This window comes from Schaalia sp. 19OD2882, from assembly GCF_018986735.1.
Lineage (GTDB): Bacteria > Actinomycetota > Actinomycetes > Actinomycetales > Actinomycetaceae > Pauljensenia.
The window spans coordinates 1,955,334-1,976,461 of the sequence record NZ_CP065521.1 but is presented as its reverse complement, the minus strand read 5'-3'; the positions used below and the strand labels follow the sequence as shown (position 1 = coordinate 1,976,461).

Below are 21,128 nucleotides of genomic sequence, written 5' to 3'. Positions count from 1 at the left end.
CACTCGCTCGGACCTTCCCGCGCCCCGGAGTCCTCGCGCGGTGACCGACCGCCCCCGCCGCCGCATCGTCAGACGCGGCGGAGTGGTGCGTCGCGGCCTCGGCGATGCCGCCTCGCTGCTGCGCCGCACGCCCGTCATCGGTGCATTCGCGCGGGCGTTGGCGGGCATCACGCCGCTCGGATGGTCGGTGGCCCTGGTCGGGGGCCTCGCGGTGCTGGCGGGTCTGCGCTGGTCCTGGCCGGAGCTGCTCGTGCCCGGGGCGGGGGCGCTCGTCCTGGTCGCCGGGGCCTTCGTCCTGTCCTTCGCGCCGACCTCGTCCACGGTGGAACTGCGTCTGCTGCGCGACCGCGTGGTCGCCGGAGAGGACGCCGTCGGTGAGCTCGTCATCGGCAACCCTTCGCCGCGCGGGATGCGTCCGGTCCTGGTCGAGTTCCTCATGGAGGATTCGACGGTGTCGCGTTGGAGCCCCCGGGTGGAGGCCAAGGGCACCCACACCGATCCCTTCGTCGTCCTGACCCGCAGACGAGGGCGACGCGCAGTGGGTCCTGCGAGGATCGTCCGCGGTGACCTTCTCGGCCTCGTGCGACGGGTGCGGGCCCAGTCCGAGGCCCTGGACCTTCGGGTCCACCCACGTTCGGTCCCCTTGCCCTTCGACGCGGTCGGGCCGGTCAAGGACCTTGACGGGGTGGCCACCCAGGACCTGTCCTCGGCGGACGTCGCCTTCCGCTCCCTGCGTGACTACGTGCCCGGCGACGACCGCCGCAATGTCCACTGGCGTACGAGCGCCCGCGTCGGGCACGTCGTCGTGCGCGAATTCGAGGAGTCCCGACGTTCCCACCTGCTCCAGGTCCTCGACCTCGACGAGCAGGCGTGGACCGGTGAGAGCGCCTTCGAGGACGGGGTCGCCGTGGTGGCCTCCCTGGCGCGGGCGGCCCTGGCCGAGTCCGTCGAGGTGGCACTGCGCACCCACGCCGGCACCGTGAACTCGACGACCTCCAGGGCGGTTCTCGACGCCCTGACCGAAGTCGAGATGGAACCGGTCGTGCGCACACTGTCGGAGGTGGTCCACCTGGCGGTGGCCTGCGTGCCCGGCGCCTCCGTCCTCGTCCTGGTCACCGGTGGGGCGCGCTCCGTCACGAGCCTGCACTCCCTGCTCTCCGACCTGCCGCCCACGGTGGTCCCCGTCGTCGTGCGCTGCGTACCCGGCGCCGAGTCGACCACCCGTACCGTCGGGGGCCTGTCCGTCATCACCCTGGGAGCACTGGACGACCTTGCCGCCATGGTGAGGAGGATCGGACGATGACCACTTCTCCTCCGGCGCGACGCACCGGGCGCAGCAAGGCCGAACGCGGGGTCCGCAGACGCCGCACGGCCTCGTGGCGCTGGGGCGAGGTCGTGCTGCTCTCCCTGCTCCTCCTGGCCGCGGCCACACCGTGGGGTGGGGTCTTCTCAGGCACCATCGGCTACCGGGCCGCGTGGGCCGGAGTCCTGGTCGGCATCTGCGTGGCGCTGGTGGCCACCCGCATGCGCCTGGGCATCGCCGGCAGCTTCGTCGTCGCAGTCCTCGGACACCTCCTGGCCGGCGGCATCGCCTGCCTGCCGGGGACCACCACCCAGACGATCCTGCCCACGGTGGAGACCATCAGGCTGCTCACCATCGGCGTGGTCACCGGGTGGAAGGACCTGCTCACCGTCAAGGCGCCCGTCCTGGAGGCCGGGTCGGTCACCGTCGTCCCCTTCCTGGCAGGGGAGGTCGCCGCCTTCATCGCCGTGAGCATCGCCACGCGCCGCAGGAGAACCACCGTGGCGGTCCTTCCTCCGCTCGCACTGGGCCTTGCCGGAATCCTGTGGGGGTCCCAGCACGCCCCCTTCGCCCTGCCCATCGGAGTGGCGGTCGCGGTCCTTGCCCTCGTGTGGGCGGTGCTGGCCGTGGCCCGCGCCCGCAAGGGCCTCGGGGCCTCCGACCTGCGCATCGGGGAGAGCGTGCGCAGGGTCGACACTGCCGGCATCCTCGGCCTGGTGGTCCTGCTGGCCCTGTCGGGCGGCGCGGCGTGGGCCGTGCACCAGGTCACTCCCTCCGGGCTGCATCGCACGGTGCTGCGCGACCACTTCGAGCCGCCGCTGGACCTGCGTGAGTACACCTCTCCTGCCGTCCACTTCCGGTCGTGGCACACGGACGGGGTCGACAAGACCCTTCTGCGGGTCGCCGACCTTCCCCAGGGGGCGCGGGTTCGCCTTGCCACCCTGGACGCCTACGACGGGACCGTCTTCCAGATCGAGGGCAGCGCCCCGGCAAACACCTTCCTCCACGTCGGCCAACGATTCACCGACGATCCACTGCCCGAAGGGGAGAGCCCGACCCGACTCGGAGTCGAAGTGGTCGACTACACGGGGTCGTGGGTGCCGGCGGGGGCACGCACACGCACCCTGGAGTACACGTCGGCCCGCAGGCAGCAGCTGGCCGAAGCCCTGTACACCGCCAGCGGCAATTCCTCGGTCCTTTCAGCGATCCCCCTGGTCAAGGGTGACGCCTACACGGTGGGTGCCGTCCTCGACCGGGCGGTGCCCGACTCGGTCCTGGCCGACCACACGGTGACGGCCCTGCAGATGCCGGCCGACTCCAACGTTCCCGACGCCGTGCGCACCCGTGCGGCGGAACTCACCCAGGGCGCCGCGGCGGGATTCGAACAGGTCCGCATGTTGCAGCGCCAGTTGCACACCCAGGGCTTCTACTCCGACGGCACGGACGGACTGTCCCGGCCCGGACACCGGGCCGACCGCCTCCAGCACTTCCTCGAATCGGACAACATGGTCGGCGACGACGACCAGTACGTGCCCGCCATGGCCCTCATGCTCAGGTCCTTGGGCATCCCGTCGCGGGTCGTCATCGGATTCCTGCCTCCGACGGGCGCCGCAGGAACCGTCGAACTCACCGGCGACGACGTCCACATGTGGGTCGAGGTCCCCTTCGACGGGATCGGCTGGGTGCCCTTCGACCCGACCCCGCCCAAGGACCAGACGCTGCGTTCCCAAGTGCCCGAGCCCAAGCCCCGCCCTCGTCCCGAAGTCCTCCAGCCGCCCGAGCCGCCCGAGGACCCGGCCGAGGCGCCCACGGAGGAGGTCGACGAGAGCGAGGACGACAAGGACGACTCCACCACCGACCAGCGCTGGCCCCTCATCGTGGCGATGGCCTCCGTGGGTGGAATCCTGCTGCTCCTGTCCCCTCTGCTCCTGCTCATCGCCTTGCGCGCCATGCGCATGCGGCGCCGACGGGTCAAGGGCAGTCCGGAGATCCGGTCGCTGTCGGCCTGGGACGAGTTGCTGGACCGCAGCCGCGAGCTCGGCATCACCGTGCCCGCGGGGGTCACCCGCGCCGCGCAGGCGTTGGTCATCGACCGCGCCGCCTTCGGGCAGGAGTCCGGGCAGGCCACGGCCTTCCGCACGGCCGACGCCCAGCGCCGCCACGCGGCCGTCCTTGCCGACACCATCGACGCGGCGGTCTTCGGCCCCGAGGAGGTCGACGAGACGACGAGCCGGACGGTGTGGGGCCAGGTCGACGACTTGGTCCGGGCAGTGAGAAGCGCCGCAGGACGCAGGCGACGCTTCAAGGCGTTGTTCTCCCTGCGAGGACTTCACCGCCGGTGGGTGCGAGCAGAACCACTTCTTGCAAAAGTGGGAGTGGACAGGCGCACCGGCGCGTACGGTACGGTCAAGACCGGCGACGACACGGAAGGCGGCGCCACGGAGCTGACGGAGGAGGTGCACCATGGCTGAGATCAGGGTCGAAGGGCGAGTGCCCGTCACCGTGCCCGACCACTTGGACGGCCTCGTGGCCGCGGGGAACACCCCGCGGGTGAGCGCCCACGTGGTCGACGTGTCGGTCACGGCGGTGCTCCTGGCGGCCGCAGGCGCCACATTCGCCTGGCACTCGACAGGAACCGCCCCCGGCGTGGTCGTCCTTGTCATCCTCGCCTGCTGCCTCGTGGCGGCGCTCGTCCACGGCGCCATCAGCGTCCTCGGCCTCGTCGGACAGGGGCAGACCGTCGGCATGCGCGTGGCCGGGGTGCGGTGGATCGGCATCGAGACCGGCGCCCCCGACCCCGCCCGCAACCTCCTCAAACTCGCCCTCGAAATGATTTTCGCACTGCCGACCGCAGGCGTCGCCACGGCCTTGGTGTCCTACTACTCCCAGGGGGAGATGAACCGGACGTGGTTCGACCGGATCTGCGGGACCCTCAGTGTGCGCGCGGAGTCGGAGGCTCCTGCCCGCCTCCCCGCGCAGCAACTGCCCGAGGAACGTGAGATCGTCGAGGAAGCCTGCGAGCAGCTCGACGCCCCCAGGCACTACACCCTGCTGGACACTCCGACCCTGCCCAGTCTCGAGGAGACCCTCCCACCGGGCCACGAGCCCGTGCCCCAGGAGGTCGTGGCCTCCGACTCTCCCGTGCCCTCCACGTGGGCCAGTGTCGACACCGCGCGTCTCCTGTCGGACTCGCGCGCCCAGTCCGACCTGGAGCGCAGCATCGGGTTGCGACCCAAGGGGGCGGTGCGTCTCGTCTTCGACGACGGCACGAAGTTCGACCTCGTCGACGCCCTGGTCGTGGGACGCGCCCCCACGGCCAGCGGCGAACGCGAAGGAATGGCCACCTACACCCTGGCCGACGAAGAATGCGCCGTCTCCAAGTCCCACCTGCTGCTGCGTGTACGTGAGGGGGCGGTCTTCGTCGAGGACCTCGCCTCGACCAATGGCACGCGCCTGTCCACGCGCAACGGCACCGAGCGTTCGCTGACTCCGGGGGAGCCCGTCGAGGCCCCGCCCGGCACCCTGATCCTCTTCGGGACCCGCATGGTCCTGGTGAGCGGCTGACCCTGACGGTCCGCCACCGTGTCGGCCCCGTGCCGATCCCCCGACGTATCCGTGAAAAGCCCCAAGTGAGGACACTCATGAACATCTGCACCTGGTACCCCGGTGAATGCACTGTCGCACTCACCCCCGCCGGGGCGGTCGTCCTTGACCCCGGTCACGAGGAGATCGCCCCCGAATTCTGGAAGAAACTTGCCGAAGGGACGACCTTCGCGGGCATCGTCGAAGTGCTCACGACCCGTTTCGGCGGCTCCCTGACCGACATGCCCGGTTTCGCCGTGGTCCTTCACGAGGGCGAGGGCGGTCGGATCGCCGTGCGCGGAGACTTCACCATCGAGGTGCGCACCGAGGAGGAGACGGTCCGCCTGGACGGTGGTTCTCTCATCACGTGGTCCGAGCGTCGCGTGGGCCGGATCCAGGCGTGGTCCGTGGAGGCCCCCGGCGCCGACATCGCCAAGGTCCGTCAGACCCACGCCTTCGACGCCCGTGACGCGGTCCTGCCGGTGAGCCTGGTCGAGTACGGGCAGGTCCGCCCGGCCCCCTCCGGTGAGGAGTCCGCCGACGACGCATCGGAGGGCTCCCGGTGGGGTGAGGGATCGCCTGCCGCAGCCGCCACCGGGCACGTTGCCGAGCCCGGGTCCTTGACCGAGGGCGGGGCCGAGCCTTCACCGGAGGTCCGGACCGTGCCCACTGTGGAGCCATCCTCTGAGGACCGCTCCGCCGACGAACAGCCCGCGGCTGCCGAACCCGCCGCTGCCGAACCCTCCACGGAGGAGGCCGGCCCCGCCGGCGAGGCCGCCCAGGAGGCGCCCGCGACCCGCTTCCCCCTGGCCGCCCTTCCCGCAGAGGTCTCCGACACCATGGTGCTCGTGCGCGGGGAGGACGCCGGGGACGCGGTGGAACCCATGCGCACCCGCTGGAACTCCCTTGACCGTGCGCGCGCCGAACATGGGCTCGCCGCCGAAGGAGTCTCCGACACGAGGGTCCTGGAACCCGAGTCCCTCACCTACCACGGGGCCGAGGTCCTGGCCGTCATGTGCCTCGACGACCACCCCAACCCGCCCTTCACCCAGAAGTGCCGCATCTGCGGCAAGGGCATGAGCCAGTCCTTGGCGCGCATCACCCGTCCGCCGGTCGGACGCCTGGTCCTGTCCACGGGTGAGACCGTGCTTCTCGACCGCGACGTGGTCCTGGGCCGAAACCCCACCGCCACCGCGAGCGTGGGCAGGCGGGCCCCGCGCCTGGTCGCCATCGACGACGTCGAGCAGGAGGTCTCACGCAGCCACTGCGAGATCCGCGTCGACGGATGGGATGCGCGCGTGCGCGACCTGGGCTCCCAGAACGGCACCTACCTGCTGCGGGAAGGCGCCGAGGCCGAGAAGGTGGGGGAGGGCTCACCGGTCCTGCTTCGTCCCGGTGACGTGTTCCGGTTGGGGGCGACGGTCACCGTCCGGCTGGAGTCCTGATGGCGCCTGAGCCGGCTCCTCCCCGGATCCCCGGAGCCGACTACGTCCGACACGTCGGCTCGGGCGGGTTCGCGGACGTCTTCCTGTACCGGCAGCACGTCCCGGACCGCAATGTCGCCATCAAGGTGCCCCGCTACACCCTTGACACCGACTCGAGCGACGCCTTCCGTCGTGAGGTCAACCTCATGGCGCGCCTGTCCGCCCACCCCGCGGTCCTCACCGTCCACGGGGTGGGCACCTGCGAGGACGGGCGCCAGTACCTGGTCACCGAGTACTGCCCGCCACCCAGCCTCGTCGACCGCGTGCGTTCGCGCCCCCTTGCCGTCGACGACGTCCTCGACAAGGGGATCCGGCTGGCCGGTGCCTTGGCCTCCCTGCACCGCGAAGGAATCATCCACCGGGACGTCAAACCCGGCAACATCCTCCTGACCGAACTCGGCCTGCCCGTCCTGACCGACTTCGGCTTGGCTGCCTCCATGTCCGCCGGCCAGCACGACGGTGCCCGGGGTCTGTCCCTGCCGTGGTCGCCGCCCGAACAACAGCGCGGCAACTCCGTCCTGGACCCCACCGCCGACGTCTACTCCCTGGGGGCGACCCTGTGGACGATGCTGTGCGGCTACTCCCCCTTCGAAGTGCCCGGCGGCGACAACTCCGAGTCGGCGCTGACCATGAGGATCCTCAACGTCCCCGCGCCCCGCACGGGACGCGAGGACGTGCCCGAGGAACTCGAACGGGTCCTTGCCCGCTCGATGGCCAAGGACCCGGCGGCCCGCCAGTCCAGCGCCGTCGAATTCGCGCGCGGCCTCCAGCAGGTCCAGTGGGACCAGAGCCTGCCCGTCACCTCCTTCGACGTCCTCGAATACGGTGACGGCTCCGCCTCCAACGGGCGCGGCCCCACCTCCTTCCTCGTCGAGCCCGGCTCGCGGGGGGCCGCTCCGGCACCCTTGGGCCGCCAGTACGCGGAGACGAAGGTCTCGCGGGTCATCCTCATCGACGAGGCCGCTGCCGCCACCGCCGCCTCGCCCTCACTCAACTTCGTCCCCGACCAACGCCGCCTCGAAGGCCAGGCCACCTTGCCCCTCCTGCGCTCGCGGGCGGAGAGCCGTGGGGAAAGGGCGCGGCGGCGCAGCGTCCAACGCAACCTGACGACCGTCGTCGTCGGCTTCCTCGCCCTTGTGCTGGCGGTGGGCGTCGTCGCCGGGATGGCATTCAGGCACCTGTGGCAGTCCGCAGTGCCCACCGACTCCCCTCCGGCCGAGACCACCGAGTCCGGCGTCCTGACGAACGTTCCCGTGCCCACCGTCCGCTCGGCGACGGGCCTTTCCGGCACGGTCGGCCCGGACGGTGTCACGTTCTCGTGGGACTCCGCCGGACAAGGAGTGTCCTACCTGTACCGCGTGGTGGACCCCACCGAGGGCCGTCCCGTCCAGGAGACACCGAAGACCTCCGTCATCGTCGCGCCCGTCGAAGGTCGGACCTGCCTTGAACTGGTCGTTCGCCAGGAGAAGGGGGCCACCTCGGCACCCGTGGTCACCTGCGTGGTCACCCCCTGAGCGGGTGAGCGCGGAGTCGGTCGGGGATAGGCTTGTCGAGCGCCGCGCACCCGTGCGGCGCCACCCCGACAGCGGTGAACCCGACAGGAGGACTCGCGTGGCACCTTTCATCTCCTCGGACCTTGCTCCCCTCGAACAGGTCATGGTCCACCGGCCCGGCAAGGAGATGCTGCGCCTGACCCCGTCCAACATGGACGACCTGCTCTTCGACGACCTCCTGTGGTTGGAACGCGCCCAGGAGGAGCACGACACCTTCTGCGCGACCATGGCCTCGCGCGGGGTCGAGGTCCTGCACCTGCAGCGCCTTCTCACGGAGGCACTGGCCACCCCCGGGGGGCGCCGCGCCGCCCTTGAGGGGGCTTTCGACGAGGACGACCTGGGTGTGCTCACGGCCGACGACGTGCGTTCCTGGGCGGAGGGCCTGGACGCGGAGGCCCTGGCGGACCTGCTGGTGGCGGGCCTGACCAAGGAGGAACTGCTCGCGGCGACCTCGGTGAAGGACTCGGTGCTGCTGCGCACGAAGGCGGAGGACGACTTCGTCGTCCCGCCGCTTCCGAATCACCTGTTCACCCGTGACACCTCTGCGTGGATCGACCGGGGGGTGGCGGTGGGCACCATGCGTTGGCCTGCGCGACGACGCGAGTCCCTCAACGCGCGGATCATCTACCGCCACCACCCGATGTTCGCCGACGCCGAGGTGCCCATGTGGGACGACGGCCTGGGGCCGGACAGCGCCGCGGTGGAGGGCGGCGACCTCATCGTCCTGGGTGGGGGAGCGGTGATGATCGGCATGGGTGAGCGCACCAGCGCCCAGGGCGCCGAGCAATTGGCCCGCACACTGCTGCTGGACGGGTGCATCACCCGGGTCATCGCGCTGGAGATGCCCAAGACCCGCGCCCAGATGCATCTGGACACGGTGATGACCATGGCCGACGAGGGCGTGTTCGTGAAGTACGCCGGTTTGGGGATGCTGCGTTCGCACACGATCACCTGCCCGGACGGACGCGAATTGCAGGTGCGTTCGAATGAGGCCGAGGACATGCACCGGGTGATCGCCCAGGCGATGGGCCTGGACTCGGTGGAGGTGCTTTCGGCCCCGATGGGGCGCCATGCGGCCGATCGCGAGCAGTGGCACGACGGGTCGAATCTCGTGGCGCTGGCGCCGGGGGTGGTCGTCGCCTACGAGCGCAACACGACCACGAATGACTTCCTGGCCTCACGCGGCATCGAGGTCCTGCCGATCGCAGGTTCCGAGCTCGGCCGGGGCCGTGGCGGACCGCGCTGCATGACCTGCCCGATCTCCCGAAAGGTCTCCTGAGGGACGAATCTCACCACGCGACGGACGAATCTCGCGCGAGAATCGTCCGTCGTGGACGGCGGACGGATTGCGAGGGGAGGGGGCTTGCGTGGGAAACTGGAGGCACACCGAAGACGTACCCGGAAGGACCTCTGATGCACCACGCGCTCCACGGCCGACACCTGCTCAAGGAACTCGACTTCACCCCGGCCGAGTGGCTCGCTCTCATCGACCTGGCGGCCGAGCTCAAGGCGGCCAAGAAGGAGGGTCGCGAGGTCCGGCGTCTGGTGGGCAAGAACATCGCCCTCGTCTTCGAGAAGACCTCCACCCGCACCCGCTGCGCCTTCGAGGTCGCCGCTGCCGACCAGGGTGCCCACACGACCTTCCTGGACCCCTCTGCCTCGCAGATCGGTCACAAGGAGTCGGTGGCCGACACCGCCCGGGTCCTTGGCCGAATGTTCGACGGCATCGAGTACCGCGGCGATGACCAGTCCAAGGTCGACACCCTGGCCCGCCTGTCGGGTGTGCCCGTGTGGAACGGCCTGACCGACGACTGGCACCCCACCCAGATGCTCTGCGACGCCCTGACCATGCGCGAGCACGCCGGAAAGCCCCTCGACCAGGTCTCCTTCGCCTACGTCGGCGACGCCCGCTTCAACACCGGACGCTCCCTGCTGGTCAACGGCGCTCTCATCGGCGCCGACGTGCGCATCGTCGCCCCGAAGTCCCTGTGGCCCGACGACGAGTGCATTGCCGCCGCCCGCGAGGTCGCCGCGCAGACGGGCGCCACCGTCACCCTGACCGAGTCCGTCGACGAGGGCGTGGCCGACGTGGACTTCGTCCACACCGACATCTGGGTGTCCATGGGAGAGCCCAAGGAGGTCTGGGACGAGCGCATCGCCCTGCTCAAGGACTACCAGGTCAACGCCGCCCTCATGGCCAAGGCCGCTCCCGGCGCCAAGTTCATGCACTGCCTGCCGGCCTTCCACGACCGCAACACCACCGTGGGCGAAGAGATCTTCCAGGCCACCGGCCTGCCCGAACTCGAGGTCACCGACGAGGTCTTCGAAGGCCCTGCCTCCATCGTCTTCGACCAGGCCGAGAACCGCATGCACACCATCAAGGCCGTCATGGTCGCCACCTTGGGCCAGTGGGACTGACTGGCGCCCTCGCCCCGCCCCGCTCGCCCTCGTAGACAGGAGCCCCCATGGCCACCCGGCACGATCCCACAGACCTCAGCGCCACCCAGCGCGCCCAGGTCCTCAGTGAAGCGCTGGGTTGGATGCGCGAGTTCCGCGGCCAGACGGTGGTCGTGAAATACGGCGGACACGCCATGACGGATCCGCAGGCGCAGGTGGCTTTCGCCCAGGACATCCAGTTCCTGCGCCAGGTCGGCATGCGGCCCGTCGTCGTGCACGGCGGAGGCCCGCAGGTCAGCGCCATGATGAAGCGCCTCGGCATTGAAACGCCCTTTTGTGACGGGGTGCGGGTGACCACCGCGGAGGCCATGGAGGTGGTGCGCATGGTCCTCACCGGCCAGGTCCAGCGCACCCTTGTCGCCCAACTCAACTCGGAGGACTCGCTGGCGGTCGGCATCTCCGGCGAGGACGGCGCCCTCTTCCGGGCCACCCGTCGCAGGCGCGTCAGTGAGGACGGCACCGTGGTGGACTACGGGCTGGTGGGGGACATCGTCGAGGTCGACCCGGCGCCCGTCCTCGAATTGCTCGACGCCGGACGCATCCCCGTGATCTCCTCCATCGCCCTGGACGAGGACGACCCGGCGGGGGTGCTCAACATCAACGCCGACGCTGCGGCCTCGGCCCTGGCGGTGGCGCTTGGCGCCGCGAAGCTGCTGATGCTCACCGACGTGGAGGGCATCCACAGCGCCTACCCGGATCCCGACTCGCTCATCAGTTCCATCACGGCCTCCGAGTTGAGGGCCCTGGGTGAGGCAATCTCCTCGGGCATGATTCCGAAGGTCCAGGCCTGCCTTGAGGCCATCGACGGGGGAGTGGGGCAGGTGCATGTGGTGGACGGGCGCCTGGCCCACTCGGTCCTCATCGAGGTCATGACGGACGAGGGCACCGGAACCATGGTCCTTCCGGACGAGGAGGATCTCGCATGAGCGGGGAAACCGGGGTGGGCGGCATCACGGGGGCCGGCGGGCCCGACTCCCTGCTGCGGGTGGCCACCGTCAACCTCAACGGCATCAGGGCCGCCCACAGGCGCGGCCTGACCGCTTGGCTCGACGAGGCCGCCCCCGACGTGCTGCTCCTGCAGGAGGTCCGAGCGCCGGCCGATGTGGCCGCAGACCTTCTGGGCAGCCAGTGGCAGGGGGTGTGGGTGCCGTGCCGCATCAGGGGCCGCGCCGGTGTTGCGATGGCCGTGCATCGCGACCGCGCCGACCTGGTCGGTGCGCAGGGTGGCGTCGACGGCGCTCAGGGGGCACGCCCCTTCCTCTACGCCGACGAGGTCGACGTCGATTCGGGTCGCTGGGTCGAAGCGGAGGTCGAGACCTCATCGGGTGGGCGAGTGCGCGTGGTGTCGGCCTACTTCCATTCCGGTGAGGTGGGCACTGCCAAGCAGGAGGCGAAGATGGCGCACTTGGCGCGCATTGACACGCGCATGGGTGAGCTTCTGTCCTGCGGAGCCAATGTGCTGGTCGCGGGGGACTTCAATGTGGTGCTCTCCCGTGCGGACATCAAGAACTGGACGCCGAACCACAACAAGCGGGCCGGGGTCCTGGACGAGGAGATCGCCCACTTGGCCGGCTGGTTGGACGCCGGGTGGGTGGATGTGACGCGTGTGCTGGCAGGTGAGGTCCAGGGGCCGTACACGTGGTGGTCGTGGCGCGGCAAGGCCTTCGACAACGACGCGGGGTGGCGGATCGACCACCAGTTCACGACCCCCTCACTTGGGCAGATGGCCAAGCGCGTCGAAGTCTGCCGCGCGGCGTCCTATGATGCGCGTTTTTCGGACCACGCGCCCCTGGTCGTCGACTACGAGGTCTGAGGCGGGACGCAGGGCCGGGCGTCAAGCCCTCGGGTTCCTGTCGGCACGATGTCGCCGGAGGCAGCATTGTGCGGCCACAGCAGGGTGTGAGGCGCCGAGACGGTGACGTAGTTCGGGCATTCGACGAAGTGGACGCTGGCGGCGTCGGTGACGACGTGCAGCCGGGGCGGGTTGGCCATCCAGGCGCACATGGTCAGGACCAGACGCATCTGCAGGTTGAGCCACAGGACCAGGGTGACCAGAGCCGTGGCGGTGGTGAGCAGGGGTCCTTTGACGGCGCCTGCGGCCGAGGTGCCGACCATGCGCAGGACCAGGCTGGCGATTCCCGTCAGGGCCAGCCCCCACAGGAGGTCTCGTCGGGGGACCCGCACGCCGGCGACGTGCCTGATGAGCAGCCATGTGGCTGCTGCGAAGACGAGGAATTGGATGCCATTGGACGCGGCGGCGGCGAAGAGTCGGGGTGCGCGCCCTGAGATGCCGACCGTGTCGAAGAAGAGGTCTCCGGCCAGGTCCGTGACCACGGCCAGTCCCGCGCCGAGGACGAAGGCCACTCCGATCCCGAGCACTCCGACGGCATTGCGGGCCAGCAGACGCAGGAAACTGTCGGGGATCGCGGTGACGGCGAACATGGAGCGGATGGATGAGCCCATCTGGCCGACGACGTTGAGGGCCGCCCAGATGGCCAGGGCGAAGGAGACGCTTCCGGTCAGCGACAGGGCATTGGAGTTGATGAGGCTGTCCGGGTCGACGAGGCCGTCGGGGTTGGCTGCCGAGCGGAGCAGGTTCGGCAGGGCCGTGTCAATGCCGGCGTGGACGGCGCCGCGCAGTTCGTCGTTGCCGCCGAGCAGGGCGACGAAGACGGTCAGGCCCGCGGTCAGGGCGGCGGTCAGGGACAGCAGGGTGGTCAGTGCCATTCCTGTGGAGAGCAGGCCCCCGTTGCGGATGGAGTAGCGGGCAAGGGTGCGGGCCAGGCGCGTGTTGGGCCACCACTGTGTCAACGCCCGCAGGCGTTCGAGCGGGGTGCCTTCGCCCAGGGCGCGGGCAAGGGCGCGGAAGCTGCCGGCGGAGGCTTCGCGCAGGATCGTTGCTTGGCGTGAGCGGGTCGGGTTGGCGTTCTTCTCGATCTCGGGGGAGGCGGCGCCAAGGGTGTTGCCGCGTGCATGGCTCATGCCCTCACGCTACGGGACGGCGGGGTTCAGGAGGTGACGAGGTCGAAGAGGGCCTGCGAATGGTACATGCCGTTCTCGTCCACCCGGTCCAGGCGGAAACCCGGGACCATCCACGAGGCCTCGACTCCGCCCGCGAATTCGACCGCCCGCTGCAGGGTTTCATGGTCGACGCCTGCCGCCAGGGTCACATGCGGGTGGTAGGGGAAACGCAGAGGGTGGTCCAGTGGGCCCGACCGCAGGTCCTCGGCCAACATGGTGCACTCGGCGGCGCCTTCGTCGACATTGACGAAGGCCACGGGGGAGACGGGGGCGAAGGACCCTGCCCCGCGCAGGGTGACGCGGAAGGGGCGGTGTTTGAGGGCGATGGAGCGCAGATGTCGGATGACGTCGATGCGGGCGCAGGTGGGAACGGCCAGTGGGGGGACCAGCGTGATGTGTGCCGGGACGGAGGCCCCCATGGCGTCGCCGAGGTCCAGGCGGGCCTTGGTCAGGGCAGAGACCCACGGCTCGGGAATGGCGATGACGACGCCCAACCAGTCCTCGTCTGGGCGGCGCGGGGGTAGGTACATCATTCCTCGATTGCGGGTAACCACGTGAGAGATCATCGTAATTCACTTGGCTTTCCACTCTCTCCGTGTTAACGTTCTCAAAGTGTGGCCGACAGCACGAGGACGTGACGTGGGTCCGCCGAAGTGAAGGAGGTGTGGTGACCCGTGACTGAGATCGTGTGGAACACTGCGGCAGGTGGCGACCAAGGCGCGGCGGCCGCCCGCACGCTGTTCACCCAAGTCTTCGGGGGCGACCCCGTGGGCGTGTGGTCGGCCCCGGGACGGGTCAACGTCATCGGCGAACACGTCGACTACAACGGTGGCCCCTGCCTGCCGATCGCCCTGCCGCACCGGGCCTACGTGGCCGTGCGCCCCCGCGAGGACCGCATCGTGCGCCTCGTCTCCCCGCAGACCGTCGATGCCGTGGACGTCGTCGACCTGGACGAGGTCGCCCCCCGCGGGCAGGCGGGCGAGGTCAGGACGTGGGCGGCCTACCTGGTCGGCGTCGCCTGGGCCCTGGAGCAGGCAGGACACGGCCCCTTGGGTGGCTTCGACGTCGCCCTGTGGAACTGCGTGCCGCAAGGTGGCGGGCTGTCCTCCTCCGCGGCACTGGAGTGTTCGATGGCAGTGGCCCTGGACGAGCTATTCGACCTCGGCCTGGCGGGCACTGCCCAGGCCCCCGACGACCAGGGGCGCAAAGTCCTGGTCGATGCCTGCAGGCGCGCCGAGAACGAGATCGCCGGCGCCAACACGGGGGGCCTGGACCAGACGGCCTCACTGCGTTGCGCCGCCGGACACGCCCTTGCGTTGGACTGTCGGGACATGTCCACCGAGCAGATTCCCTTCGACCTGGCAAGAGATCACCTGGAACTGCTCGTCATCGACACCCGCGCCCCGCACTCCCTCAATGACGGCCAGTACGCCTCGCGCCGTGCGGACTGCGAAGCGGCTGCGGCAGTCCTCGGGGTCGACCTTCTCGTCGAGGTCGAGGACCTCGACGCAGCGCTGGCGAAGGTGGAAGATCCCCGCCAGGTCATGCGGGTGCGTCATGTGGTCTCCGAGGTCGCCCGCACGCGGGCCTTCATCGACCTGCTGCGACAGGGACCCCTCGAAGGTGAACGCCTGGCCGTGGCAGGAGCCCTCCTCGACGACTCCCACGACTCCCTCAGGGACGACTACCAGGTGACCTGCCGTGAGCTCGACCTGGCCGTGGACGTCGCCCGTGCCCACGGGGCCCACGGGGCACGCATGACGGGGGGAGGATTCGGGGGAAGCGCGATCGCCCTCGTCGACCAAGGGCAGGGGGCCGAGGTCGCGGCCCGTGTGGCAGAGGCCTTCGCGCTGGCCCGACTCAATGAACCGCACTTCATGATCGCCGTCCCGGGCGGACCGGCCGGCAGGGAGCAATGAGCATTGACGGTACCGAGGCCGCGACTCTTCGCTGGCGGCTCCTTGTGCGAGCCGCAGTGAGCCACGCGACCCCGCGGGCAGGCGTGTAACCTGCACTGAGGGTGCCGAGGTGGCGCCGTGAGGAAAAAGTGACGGAGGTGGGGATGTCGAGCGAAGTGGAGCACGCGGGCCCGGCAAGTTGGGCACCGCAGGCATTCCTGCGGCTGGTCGGGGGGATCCAGAAGATCATCCCGCCCTTCATGCGCCACTTGGTCCCCACGACCTTCATCGGCTACGCCCTCATCAACGGCAGCGGCTTCCTGGTGGACATCGCCTTCCTGGCCCTGTTCAAGGAGGTTCTCCACTGGGACCTCAAGATCGCCGTCACCGTGGGCTACGCGATCGCGGGACTGTACTCGCTGGTGCTCAACAAGTGGTTGAACTTCCAGGTGCACGGGCACTTCCTGCTGCACGGGTACCGTTACACGGTGGGGCTGGTCGCCCAGTACGTGATCTTCGTCGTCGGCCTGACCGTCGTCCTGCACGACCACTTCGGCATCAATGCGGAAATCGCCCGATTCACCTCCGCCTGCTGTGAAGGCATCTTCTTGTACGTCGTCATGCGAATCTGGGTCTTCAAGGAAGCCCTGAAGAAGAAGGGCTGAAGGGAGCGCCCGGTCCCGCACACTAGGATCGTTGCCATGAGTGAAACCCGGCCCTGGCTCGTCGTGGGCCTTGGCAATCCCGGCGCCCAGTACGCCGACACCCGACACAATGTCGGACACATGACCGTCGACGTGCTGGCGGCGCGTTGCGGGGCGCATCTGACCTCCCACAAGTCCGGCACCCATGTGGCCGACGTGCGCCTGGGGGTCCTCCCCGGTGGCGTACCCGGCCCCCGCGTGGTCCTGGCCGTGTCGGACGGGTACATGAACATCACCGGGGGGCCCGTCTCGCGCCTCATGACCTTCCTCGGCGTGGATGCGGAGCATCTGCTGGTCCTTCACGACGAATTGGACCTTCCCGCCCACGAGCTGCGTCTGAAGAGGGGCGGGGGCGAGGGCGGCCACAACGGCCTGAAATCCATCTCCCAGTCCATCGGCACGAAGGACTACCACCGCCTGCGCATCGGCATCGGACGCCCACCGGGACGCCAGGACCCCGCCGACTACGTCCTGGCCAGGATCACCGCCAAGGACAGGCCCGAGGTCGACGTCACCGTCGAACAGGCCGCTGACGTCGTCGAGGACGTCGTCCTACGAGGGTTCTCCCAGGCGCAGATGAGTTTGCACACCGCCTGAGGCAGATGTGGGGGCCGGCGGCTACCCTTGCATGGCCGCATGACTCCCAGGGGAAGGACCATCGTGAAACTCACGGGCCTGGCCGACCAACTCCTCGACGACCCCGCATTCGCGCAGGTCGTCGACTCCGTCGCGGCCTCCACCCCCGGCGTGGCCGCCGCACCGGTCGGAGTGCGCCCCGCCCTGGTGGCCGCCGTTGCGCAGCACCTGACGGGCACCTCCCGAACGCCGGTGGTCATGCTCACCGCCACCGGCCGTGACGCCGACCAGGCGGGCGCGGCCCTGGCCTCGTGGACGGATCCGGCGGGGGTGGCCGTCTTCCCCGCATGGGAGACCCTGCCCCACGAGCGCCTCTCACCCCAGAGCGACACGATGGCGCGGCGCATCGCGGTTCTGCGGCGCCTGGCCCACCCGGTGGCCGGTGACCCGCACGCCGGCCCCCTCCAGGTGCTCGTCGTCCCGGTACGCGCATTCCTGCAGCCCGTCATCGCGGGTCTGGGTGACTTGGAGCCCGTGCGCGTACGCCGAGGGGACCTCGTCGACCTGCCCGAACTCACCTCCCGGCTGACCGCGCTTGGCTACCAGAGAGTCGACATGGTCGAGCAGCGCGGCCAGGTGAGCGTGCGAGGCGGCATCCTCGACGTCTTCCCCCCGCACGAGCCCCACCCGCTGCGCCTGGAGCTCTGGGGGGACGAGGTCGACGAGATCCGCGCCTTCTCCCTGTCCGACCAGCGCACCCTGGGTGCGGCCGAGGACGGCCTGTGGGCCACCGCCTGCCGCGAACTGCTGCTCACCGAGGAGGTGCGTCGGCGCGCCCGGAACCTGACCACGACCCTGCCGGGCGCGGCCGAGATGCTGGAACTGGCGGCAGAAGGGATCCCGGCGCCGGGGATCGAGTCCCTGGCGCCCGTCCTCGTCGGCGGGATGCGACGCCTTGTCGACCTGCTGCCCCAGGGCAGTCCCGTCCTGGTCTCGGACCCCGAACGTGTGCGCGCCCGCGCCGAGGACCTGGCCCGCACCACCGAGGAATTCCTCACCGCCGCTTGGTCGGTCGCCGCCGGTGGGGGAGGGGTCCCCCTGGAGGCCGGCAGTGCGAGTTTCCTGGACCTGGACGAATTGCGCGGCGAGGGCGGGCGCACCTGGTGGGACCTGACCAGTCTTCCACCCGCCGAACTCGCCGACGCGACCGTGGCCGGTCAGGACCGCGCTGACGAGGGCGCCACCGCACCACAGGGCCGCAGTGGCGAAGGTCCGGGCGGGCCCCTCCTGGCCGACGAGGTGCGCCCACGGGTCGTCAGCCCGTCACTGGTCGGCATCGGCGCCCGCGAAGTGCGCCCCTACCGCGGCGACTTCGAGGCCGCCACCGGCGACATCGCGGAGCTCGCGCGCGCAGGGTGGCACCTCGTGGTCACCACTGAGGGCCCGGGGCCCGCCAAACGCCTCGTGAGCATACTCACGAGCGAGGGCATCGGGGCGCGCCTCGTCGTCGACGTGGCCACCCGCCCGGAGGAGGGTCTGGTCCTGGTGACCACCTCGCGCGCCGGACGCGGATTCGTCGCCCCCACCCAGCGCCTCGCGGTCCTCACCGACGGGGACCTCACGGGGCGGGCGGGCGCCTCCACCCGCGACATGCGCCGCATGCCCTCACGCCGACGCAAGGGAGTCGACCCGTTGTCACTGCACCCCGGTGACCACGTGGTCCACGAGCAGCACGGCATCGGACGCTTCCTCGAACTCACCCAGCGGACCATGGGGCGCGGCGAGGCGGCCGTCACCCGCGACTACCTTGTCATCGAGTACGCCCCCTCCAAACGCGGGCATCCGGGAGACCGCCTCATGGTGCCGACCGACTCGATGGACCAGATCTCCAAGTACACGGGCTCCGACCACCCGACCTTGACGAAGATGGGCGGGGCGGACTGGGCCAAGGCCAAGGCCAAGGCCCGCAAAGCCGTGGACGAGGTCGCCAAGGAACTCGTGCGCCTCTACGCCGTGCGTCAGGCCACCAAGGGCCACGCCTTCAGCCCCGACACCCCGTGGCAGCGCGAATTGGAGGAGGCCTTCCCCTATGTGGAGACCCCCGACCAGCTGGTCACCATCGACGAGGTCAAGGCCGACATGGAGAAGACCGTTCCCATGGACCGTCTGCTCACCGGCGACGTCGGTTACGGAAAGACCGAGATCGCCGTGCGCGCCGCCTTCAAGGCCGTCCAGGACGGCAAGCAGGTCGCGGTGCTCGTCCCCACGACCCTGCTGGTCCAACAGCACCTGGAGACCTTCCAGGAACGCTATGCGGGTTTCCCGGTGACCGTGGGGGCGCTCTCACGCTTCTCCACCCCGAAGGAGGCCGAGAAGGTCAAGGCGGGCCTGGCCTCGGGCGGAGTGGATGTCGTCATCGGCACGCACGCGCTGCTCACCGGGACGGTGGCCTTCAAGGACCTGGGGCTGGTCGTCATCGACGAGGAACAGCGTTTCGGCGTCGAACACAAGGAGACCCTCAAGGCCCTGCGCGCCGATGTCGACGTGCTGTCCATGTCCGCCACCCCCATCCCGCGCACCTTGGAGATGGCGGTGACCGGCATCCGCGAGATGTCGATCCTGCAGACCCCGCCCGAGGAGCGCCAACCCGTCCTGACCTTCGTCGGCGCCCACTCCGACGCTCAGGTGGTGGCCGCCATCCGTCGAGAGCTGCTGCGTGATGGGCAGGTCTTCTTCGTCCACAACCGGGTCGAATCCATCGACGAGGTCGCCTCGCACCTGGCGGACCTGGTGCCCGAGGCCCGCATCCGGGTGGCCCACGGCAAGCTGTCCGAGCACCAGTTGGAAGAGGTCATCATCGACTTCTGGAACCAGCACTTCGACGTCCTGGTGTGCACGACCATCGTGGAGACGGGCCTGGACATCTCCAATGCGAACACGCTGATCGTGGACCGCGCCGACACCTTCGGCCTGTCCCAGTTGCACCAGTTGCGCGGCCGCGTGGGACGAGGCCGGGAACGCGCCTACGCGTACTTCTTCTACCCCGGTGAGCGCACCTTGTCGGAGACCGCCCACGAGAGACTGAAAACCATCGCACAGCACTCGGACCTGGGGTCGGGTCTGGCCGTGGCCCAGAAGGACCTGGAGATCCGTGGAGCCGGAAATCTGCTGGGCGGGGCCCAGTCGGGCCACATCGAAGGAGTCGGCTTCGACCTGTACGTGCGGATGGTGGCCGACGCCGTGGCCGCCGTGCGCGGCAAGAAGCAGGAGCCGAAGGCGGATCTGCGCATGGACCTGCCGGTGGACGCCCATGTGCCCCCCGAATACGTGCCGGGGGAGAGGCTCCGTCTGGAGGTCTACGGCAAGATCGCGGCCGTGACCACTTCCGCCCAGGAAGCGGATCTGCGTGCGGAACTGGCCGACCGTTTCGGTCCCGTACCGCCCGAGGTCGACCTGCTGTTCGCGGTGGCGCGTCTGCGTGAGGTGGTTCGTCGGGCAGGGATCGAAGAGGTCACCGGGCAGGGCAGGTACATGCGTTTCGCGCCGGTGGAATTGACGGACTCGCAGATCGTCAGGCTGAGGCGTCTGCACCCGGGGGCCGTCATCAAGGCGGCCCTCCGGCAGGTGCTGGTCCCGGCCCCCATGACCGCGCGCATCGGCGGGCAGCCGGTCACAGGAGAGCCGCTCCTGGAGTGGGTGGAGACGGTGGTGACGAAGATCCTGCGCCCCCTGTCATAGAATGCTCGGGCCCCGGGGACGCCGCCTCCGAGGGACCGTGGAGTGAGGAGCGCACATGAGGACCACCGTCACCAAGGCCGTCGCAGGGGTGGCGATCGCCGCGTCACTGCTGGGGTTGGGGGCGTGCTCGGCCCAGCCCGGGGGTGCCCTGCGGGTGGGGGAGGAGGTCTTCACGGAGGCCCAGATCGACACTGCGATGCGTGAACTCGGCAGGGCCACCGGCCAGGAGGACGATCGTCTGGCGCTCATCCTGCAACTGGCTGAAGCCCCGGCCAGGCAGAAGCAGGCCGAAGCGGTCGGCATCACTGTCACCGAACAGCAGATTCGCGACCTGACCGACAAGGCGGTGGAGGCCGGCCACTGGAAGGAGCCGTTGCCCACCGACGTCTCCCAGACGACCCTGCTGCTGTTGGAGGACTCGTTGCGCGCCAGCCTGCTCGACCAGACACCGATGACCGCGGAGCAGAGTGCCAAGGGCGCGGCCGCGCGGCAGGCCTTCATGGAGGAGAACCCGGTGGCGATCAACCCGCGTTACGGCAACGACCCCCGGGTGGCCAACGGCGCGGGGCTCGGCCACGCCAAACCGATCTTCGGTGACGTGGTCGAGGTGCAGCCGTCGAAACCCGTGCAGGCCATGGGTGGCAACTGAGTGAGTTCGACGCACACGCGCGTGTCAGGCGGAGCGCATCCCCTCGATGAGGGGGTGCGCTCCTTTCGGGGGACCATTGTCGCCCTCGTCCCCGCCCGCTGGTGCCCCCGGGGGCATTTTGGGCGCCCGAAGGTGCGCATGGGGGTGGTCGGGGCCAGTGGCG

16 protein-coding genes are annotated in these 21,128 nt (G+C 69.9%); 14 read left to right on the top strand and 2 right to left on the bottom strand.

Annotated features, from left to right (window positions below; all coding sequences use genetic code 11):
- The first annotated feature begins 40 nt into the window (after window positions 1–40).
- From I6B53_RS08650 to I6B53_RS08610, 9 genes are all read left to right on the top strand, one after another.
- Window positions 41–1,303: a DUF58 domain-containing protein gene (locus I6B53_RS08650; RefSeq protein WP_216763840.1), complete on the top strand. Its 1,263-nt coding sequence runs from the start codon at window positions 41–43 to the stop codon at window positions 1,301–1,303.
- Window positions 1,300–3,774: a transglutaminase domain-containing protein gene (locus I6B53_RS08645; protein WP_216763839.1), complete on the top strand. Its 2,475-nt coding sequence runs from the start codon at window positions 1,300–1,302 to the stop codon at window positions 3,772–3,774. The genes I6B53_RS08650 and I6B53_RS08645 overlap by 4 nt, the downstream gene beginning before the upstream one ends.
- On the top strand, window positions 3,767–4,867 hold the full coding sequence (locus I6B53_RS08640; protein ID WP_216763838.1) for an RDD family protein: 1,101 nt from the start codon (window positions 3,767–3,769) through the stop codon (window positions 4,865–4,867). The genes I6B53_RS08645 and I6B53_RS08640 overlap by 8 nt, the downstream gene beginning before the upstream one ends.
- 77 nt (window positions 4,868–4,944) lie before the next feature.
- Window positions 4,945–6,330, top strand: a complete 1,386-nt coding sequence (locus I6B53_RS08635; protein ID WP_216763837.1) for an FHA domain-containing protein — start codon at window positions 4,945–4,947, stop codon at window positions 6,328–6,330.
- Complete coding sequence (locus tag I6B53_RS08630) at window positions 6,330–7,883, top strand: serine/threonine-protein kinase (protein ID WP_216763836.1); 1,554 nt, start codon at window positions 6,330–6,332, stop codon at window positions 7,881–7,883. The genes I6B53_RS08635 and I6B53_RS08630 overlap by 1 nt, the downstream gene beginning before the upstream one ends.
- Window positions 7,884–7,980: 97 nt before the next feature.
- Window positions 7,981–9,201 (top strand): arginine deiminase, encoded by a 1,221-nt coding sequence (locus I6B53_RS08625; protein ID WP_216763835.1) that lies wholly within the window; start codon window positions 7,981–7,983, stop codon window positions 9,199–9,201.
- A 134-nt stretch (window positions 9,202–9,335) separates the two neighbouring features.
- On the top strand, window positions 9,336–10,340 hold the full coding sequence (argF, locus tag I6B53_RS08620; RefSeq protein WP_216763834.1) for an ornithine carbamoyltransferase: 1,005 nt from the start codon (window positions 9,336–9,338) through the stop codon (window positions 10,338–10,340).
- A gap of 47 nt (window positions 10,341–10,387) precedes the next feature.
- The gene (gene argB / locus I6B53_RS08615; protein ID WP_216763833.1) at window positions 10,388–11,305 is read left to right on the top strand and encodes an acetylglutamate kinase; all 918 of its coding nucleotides are present in this window, start codon (window positions 10,388–10,390) and stop codon (window positions 11,303–11,305) included.
- Entirely contained in the window at window positions 11,302–12,192 is an 891-nt protein-coding gene (locus I6B53_RS08610; protein ID WP_216763832.1) for an exodeoxyribonuclease III, read from the top strand. Before argB ends, I6B53_RS08610 begins: the two co-directional genes overlap by 4 nt.
- Here I6B53_RS08610 and I6B53_RS08605 read toward each other — a convergent pair.
- Entirely contained in the window at window positions 12,180–13,361 is a 1,182-nt protein-coding gene (locus tag I6B53_RS08605; protein WP_216763831.1) for a YhjD/YihY/BrkB family envelope integrity protein, read from the bottom strand. The genes I6B53_RS08610 and I6B53_RS08605 overlap by 13 nt on opposite strands.
- 26 nt (window positions 13,362–13,387) lie before the next feature.
- On the bottom strand, window positions 13,388–13,930 hold the full coding sequence (locus tag I6B53_RS08600) for a 2'-5' RNA ligase family protein (protein WP_216765437.1): 543 nt from the start codon (window positions 13,928–13,930) through the stop codon (window positions 13,388–13,390).
- 144 nt (window positions 13,931–14,074) lie between these two features.
- Between I6B53_RS08600 and galK the strand changes: the two genes are divergently transcribed.
- From galK to I6B53_RS08575, 5 genes are all read left to right on the top strand, one after another.
- Window positions 14,075–15,319: a galactokinase gene (gene galK, locus I6B53_RS08595; RefSeq protein WP_216763830.1), complete on the top strand. Its 1,245-nt coding sequence runs from the start codon at window positions 14,075–14,077 to the stop codon at window positions 15,317–15,319.
- Between the two features lie 143 nt (window positions 15,320–15,462).
- Window positions 15,463–15,963 carry a GtrA family protein gene (locus I6B53_RS08590; protein WP_216763829.1) on the top strand — a complete coding sequence of 167 codons (501 nt, stop codon included), beginning with the start codon at window positions 15,463–15,465 and terminating at the stop codon, window positions 15,961–15,963.
- A gap of 36 nt (window positions 15,964–15,999) precedes the next feature.
- Window positions 16,000–16,599 carry an aminoacyl-tRNA hydrolase gene (gene pth, locus I6B53_RS08585; RefSeq protein ID WP_216763828.1) on the top strand — a complete coding sequence of 200 codons (600 nt, stop codon included), beginning with the start codon at window positions 16,000–16,002 and terminating at the stop codon, window positions 16,597–16,599.
- A 39-nt stretch (window positions 16,600–16,638) separates the two neighbouring features.
- Entirely contained in the window at window positions 16,639–20,316 is a 3,678-nt protein-coding gene (gene mfd / locus I6B53_RS08580) for a transcription-repair coupling factor (protein ID WP_216763827.1), read from the top strand.
- Window positions 20,317–20,371: 55 nt separating this feature from the next.
- Complete coding sequence (locus tag I6B53_RS08575) at window positions 20,372–20,965, top strand: hypothetical protein (RefSeq protein WP_216763826.1); 594 nt, start codon at window positions 20,372–20,374, stop codon at window positions 20,963–20,965.
- Window positions 20,966–21,128 lie beyond the last annotated feature (163 nt).

Coding starts and splice junctions, on each gene's coding strand:
- I6B53_RS08645 (WP_216763839.1), top strand. CDS start 1,300: ATGACCACTTCTCCTCCGGCGCGACGCACCGGGCGCAGCAAGGCCGAA.
- I6B53_RS08640 (WP_216763838.1), top strand. CDS start 3,767: ATGGCTGAGATCAGGGTCGAAGGGCGAGTGCCCGTCACCGTGCCCGAC.
- I6B53_RS08635 (WP_216763837.1), top strand. CDS start 4,945: ATGAACATCTGCACCTGGTACCCCGGTGAATGCACTGTCGCACTCACC.
- I6B53_RS08630 (WP_216763836.1), top strand. CDS start 6,330: ATGGCGCCTGAGCCGGCTCCTCCCCGGATCCCCGGAGCCGACTACGTC.
- argF (WP_216763834.1), top strand. CDS start 9,336: ATGCACCACGCGCTCCACGGCCGACACCTGCTCAAGGAACTCGACTTC.
- argB (WP_216763833.1), top strand. CDS start 10,388: ATGGCCACCCGGCACGATCCCACAGACCTCAGCGCCACCCAGCGCGCC.
- I6B53_RS08610 (WP_216763832.1), top strand. CDS start 11,302: ATGAGCGGGGAAACCGGGGTGGGCGGCATCACGGGGGCCGGCGGGCCC.
- I6B53_RS08605 (WP_216763831.1), bottom strand. CDS start 13,361: ATGAGCCATGCACGCGGCAACACCCTTGGCGCCGCCTCCCCCGAGATC.
- I6B53_RS08600 (WP_216765437.1), bottom strand. CDS start 13,930: ATGTACCTACCCCCGCGCCGCCCAGACGAGGACTGGTTGGGCGTCGTC.
- I6B53_RS08590 (WP_216763829.1), top strand. CDS start 15,463: ATGTCGAGCGAAGTGGAGCACGCGGGCCCGGCAAGTTGGGCACCGCAG.
- pth (WP_216763828.1), top strand. CDS start 16,000: ATGAGTGAAACCCGGCCCTGGCTCGTCGTGGGCCTTGGCAATCCCGGC.
- mfd (WP_216763827.1), top strand. CDS start 16,639: ATGACTCCCAGGGGAAGGACCATCGTGAAACTCACGGGCCTGGCCGAC.
- I6B53_RS08575 (WP_216763826.1), top strand. CDS start 20,372: ATGAGGACCACCGTCACCAAGGCCGTCGCAGGGGTGGCGATCGCCGCG.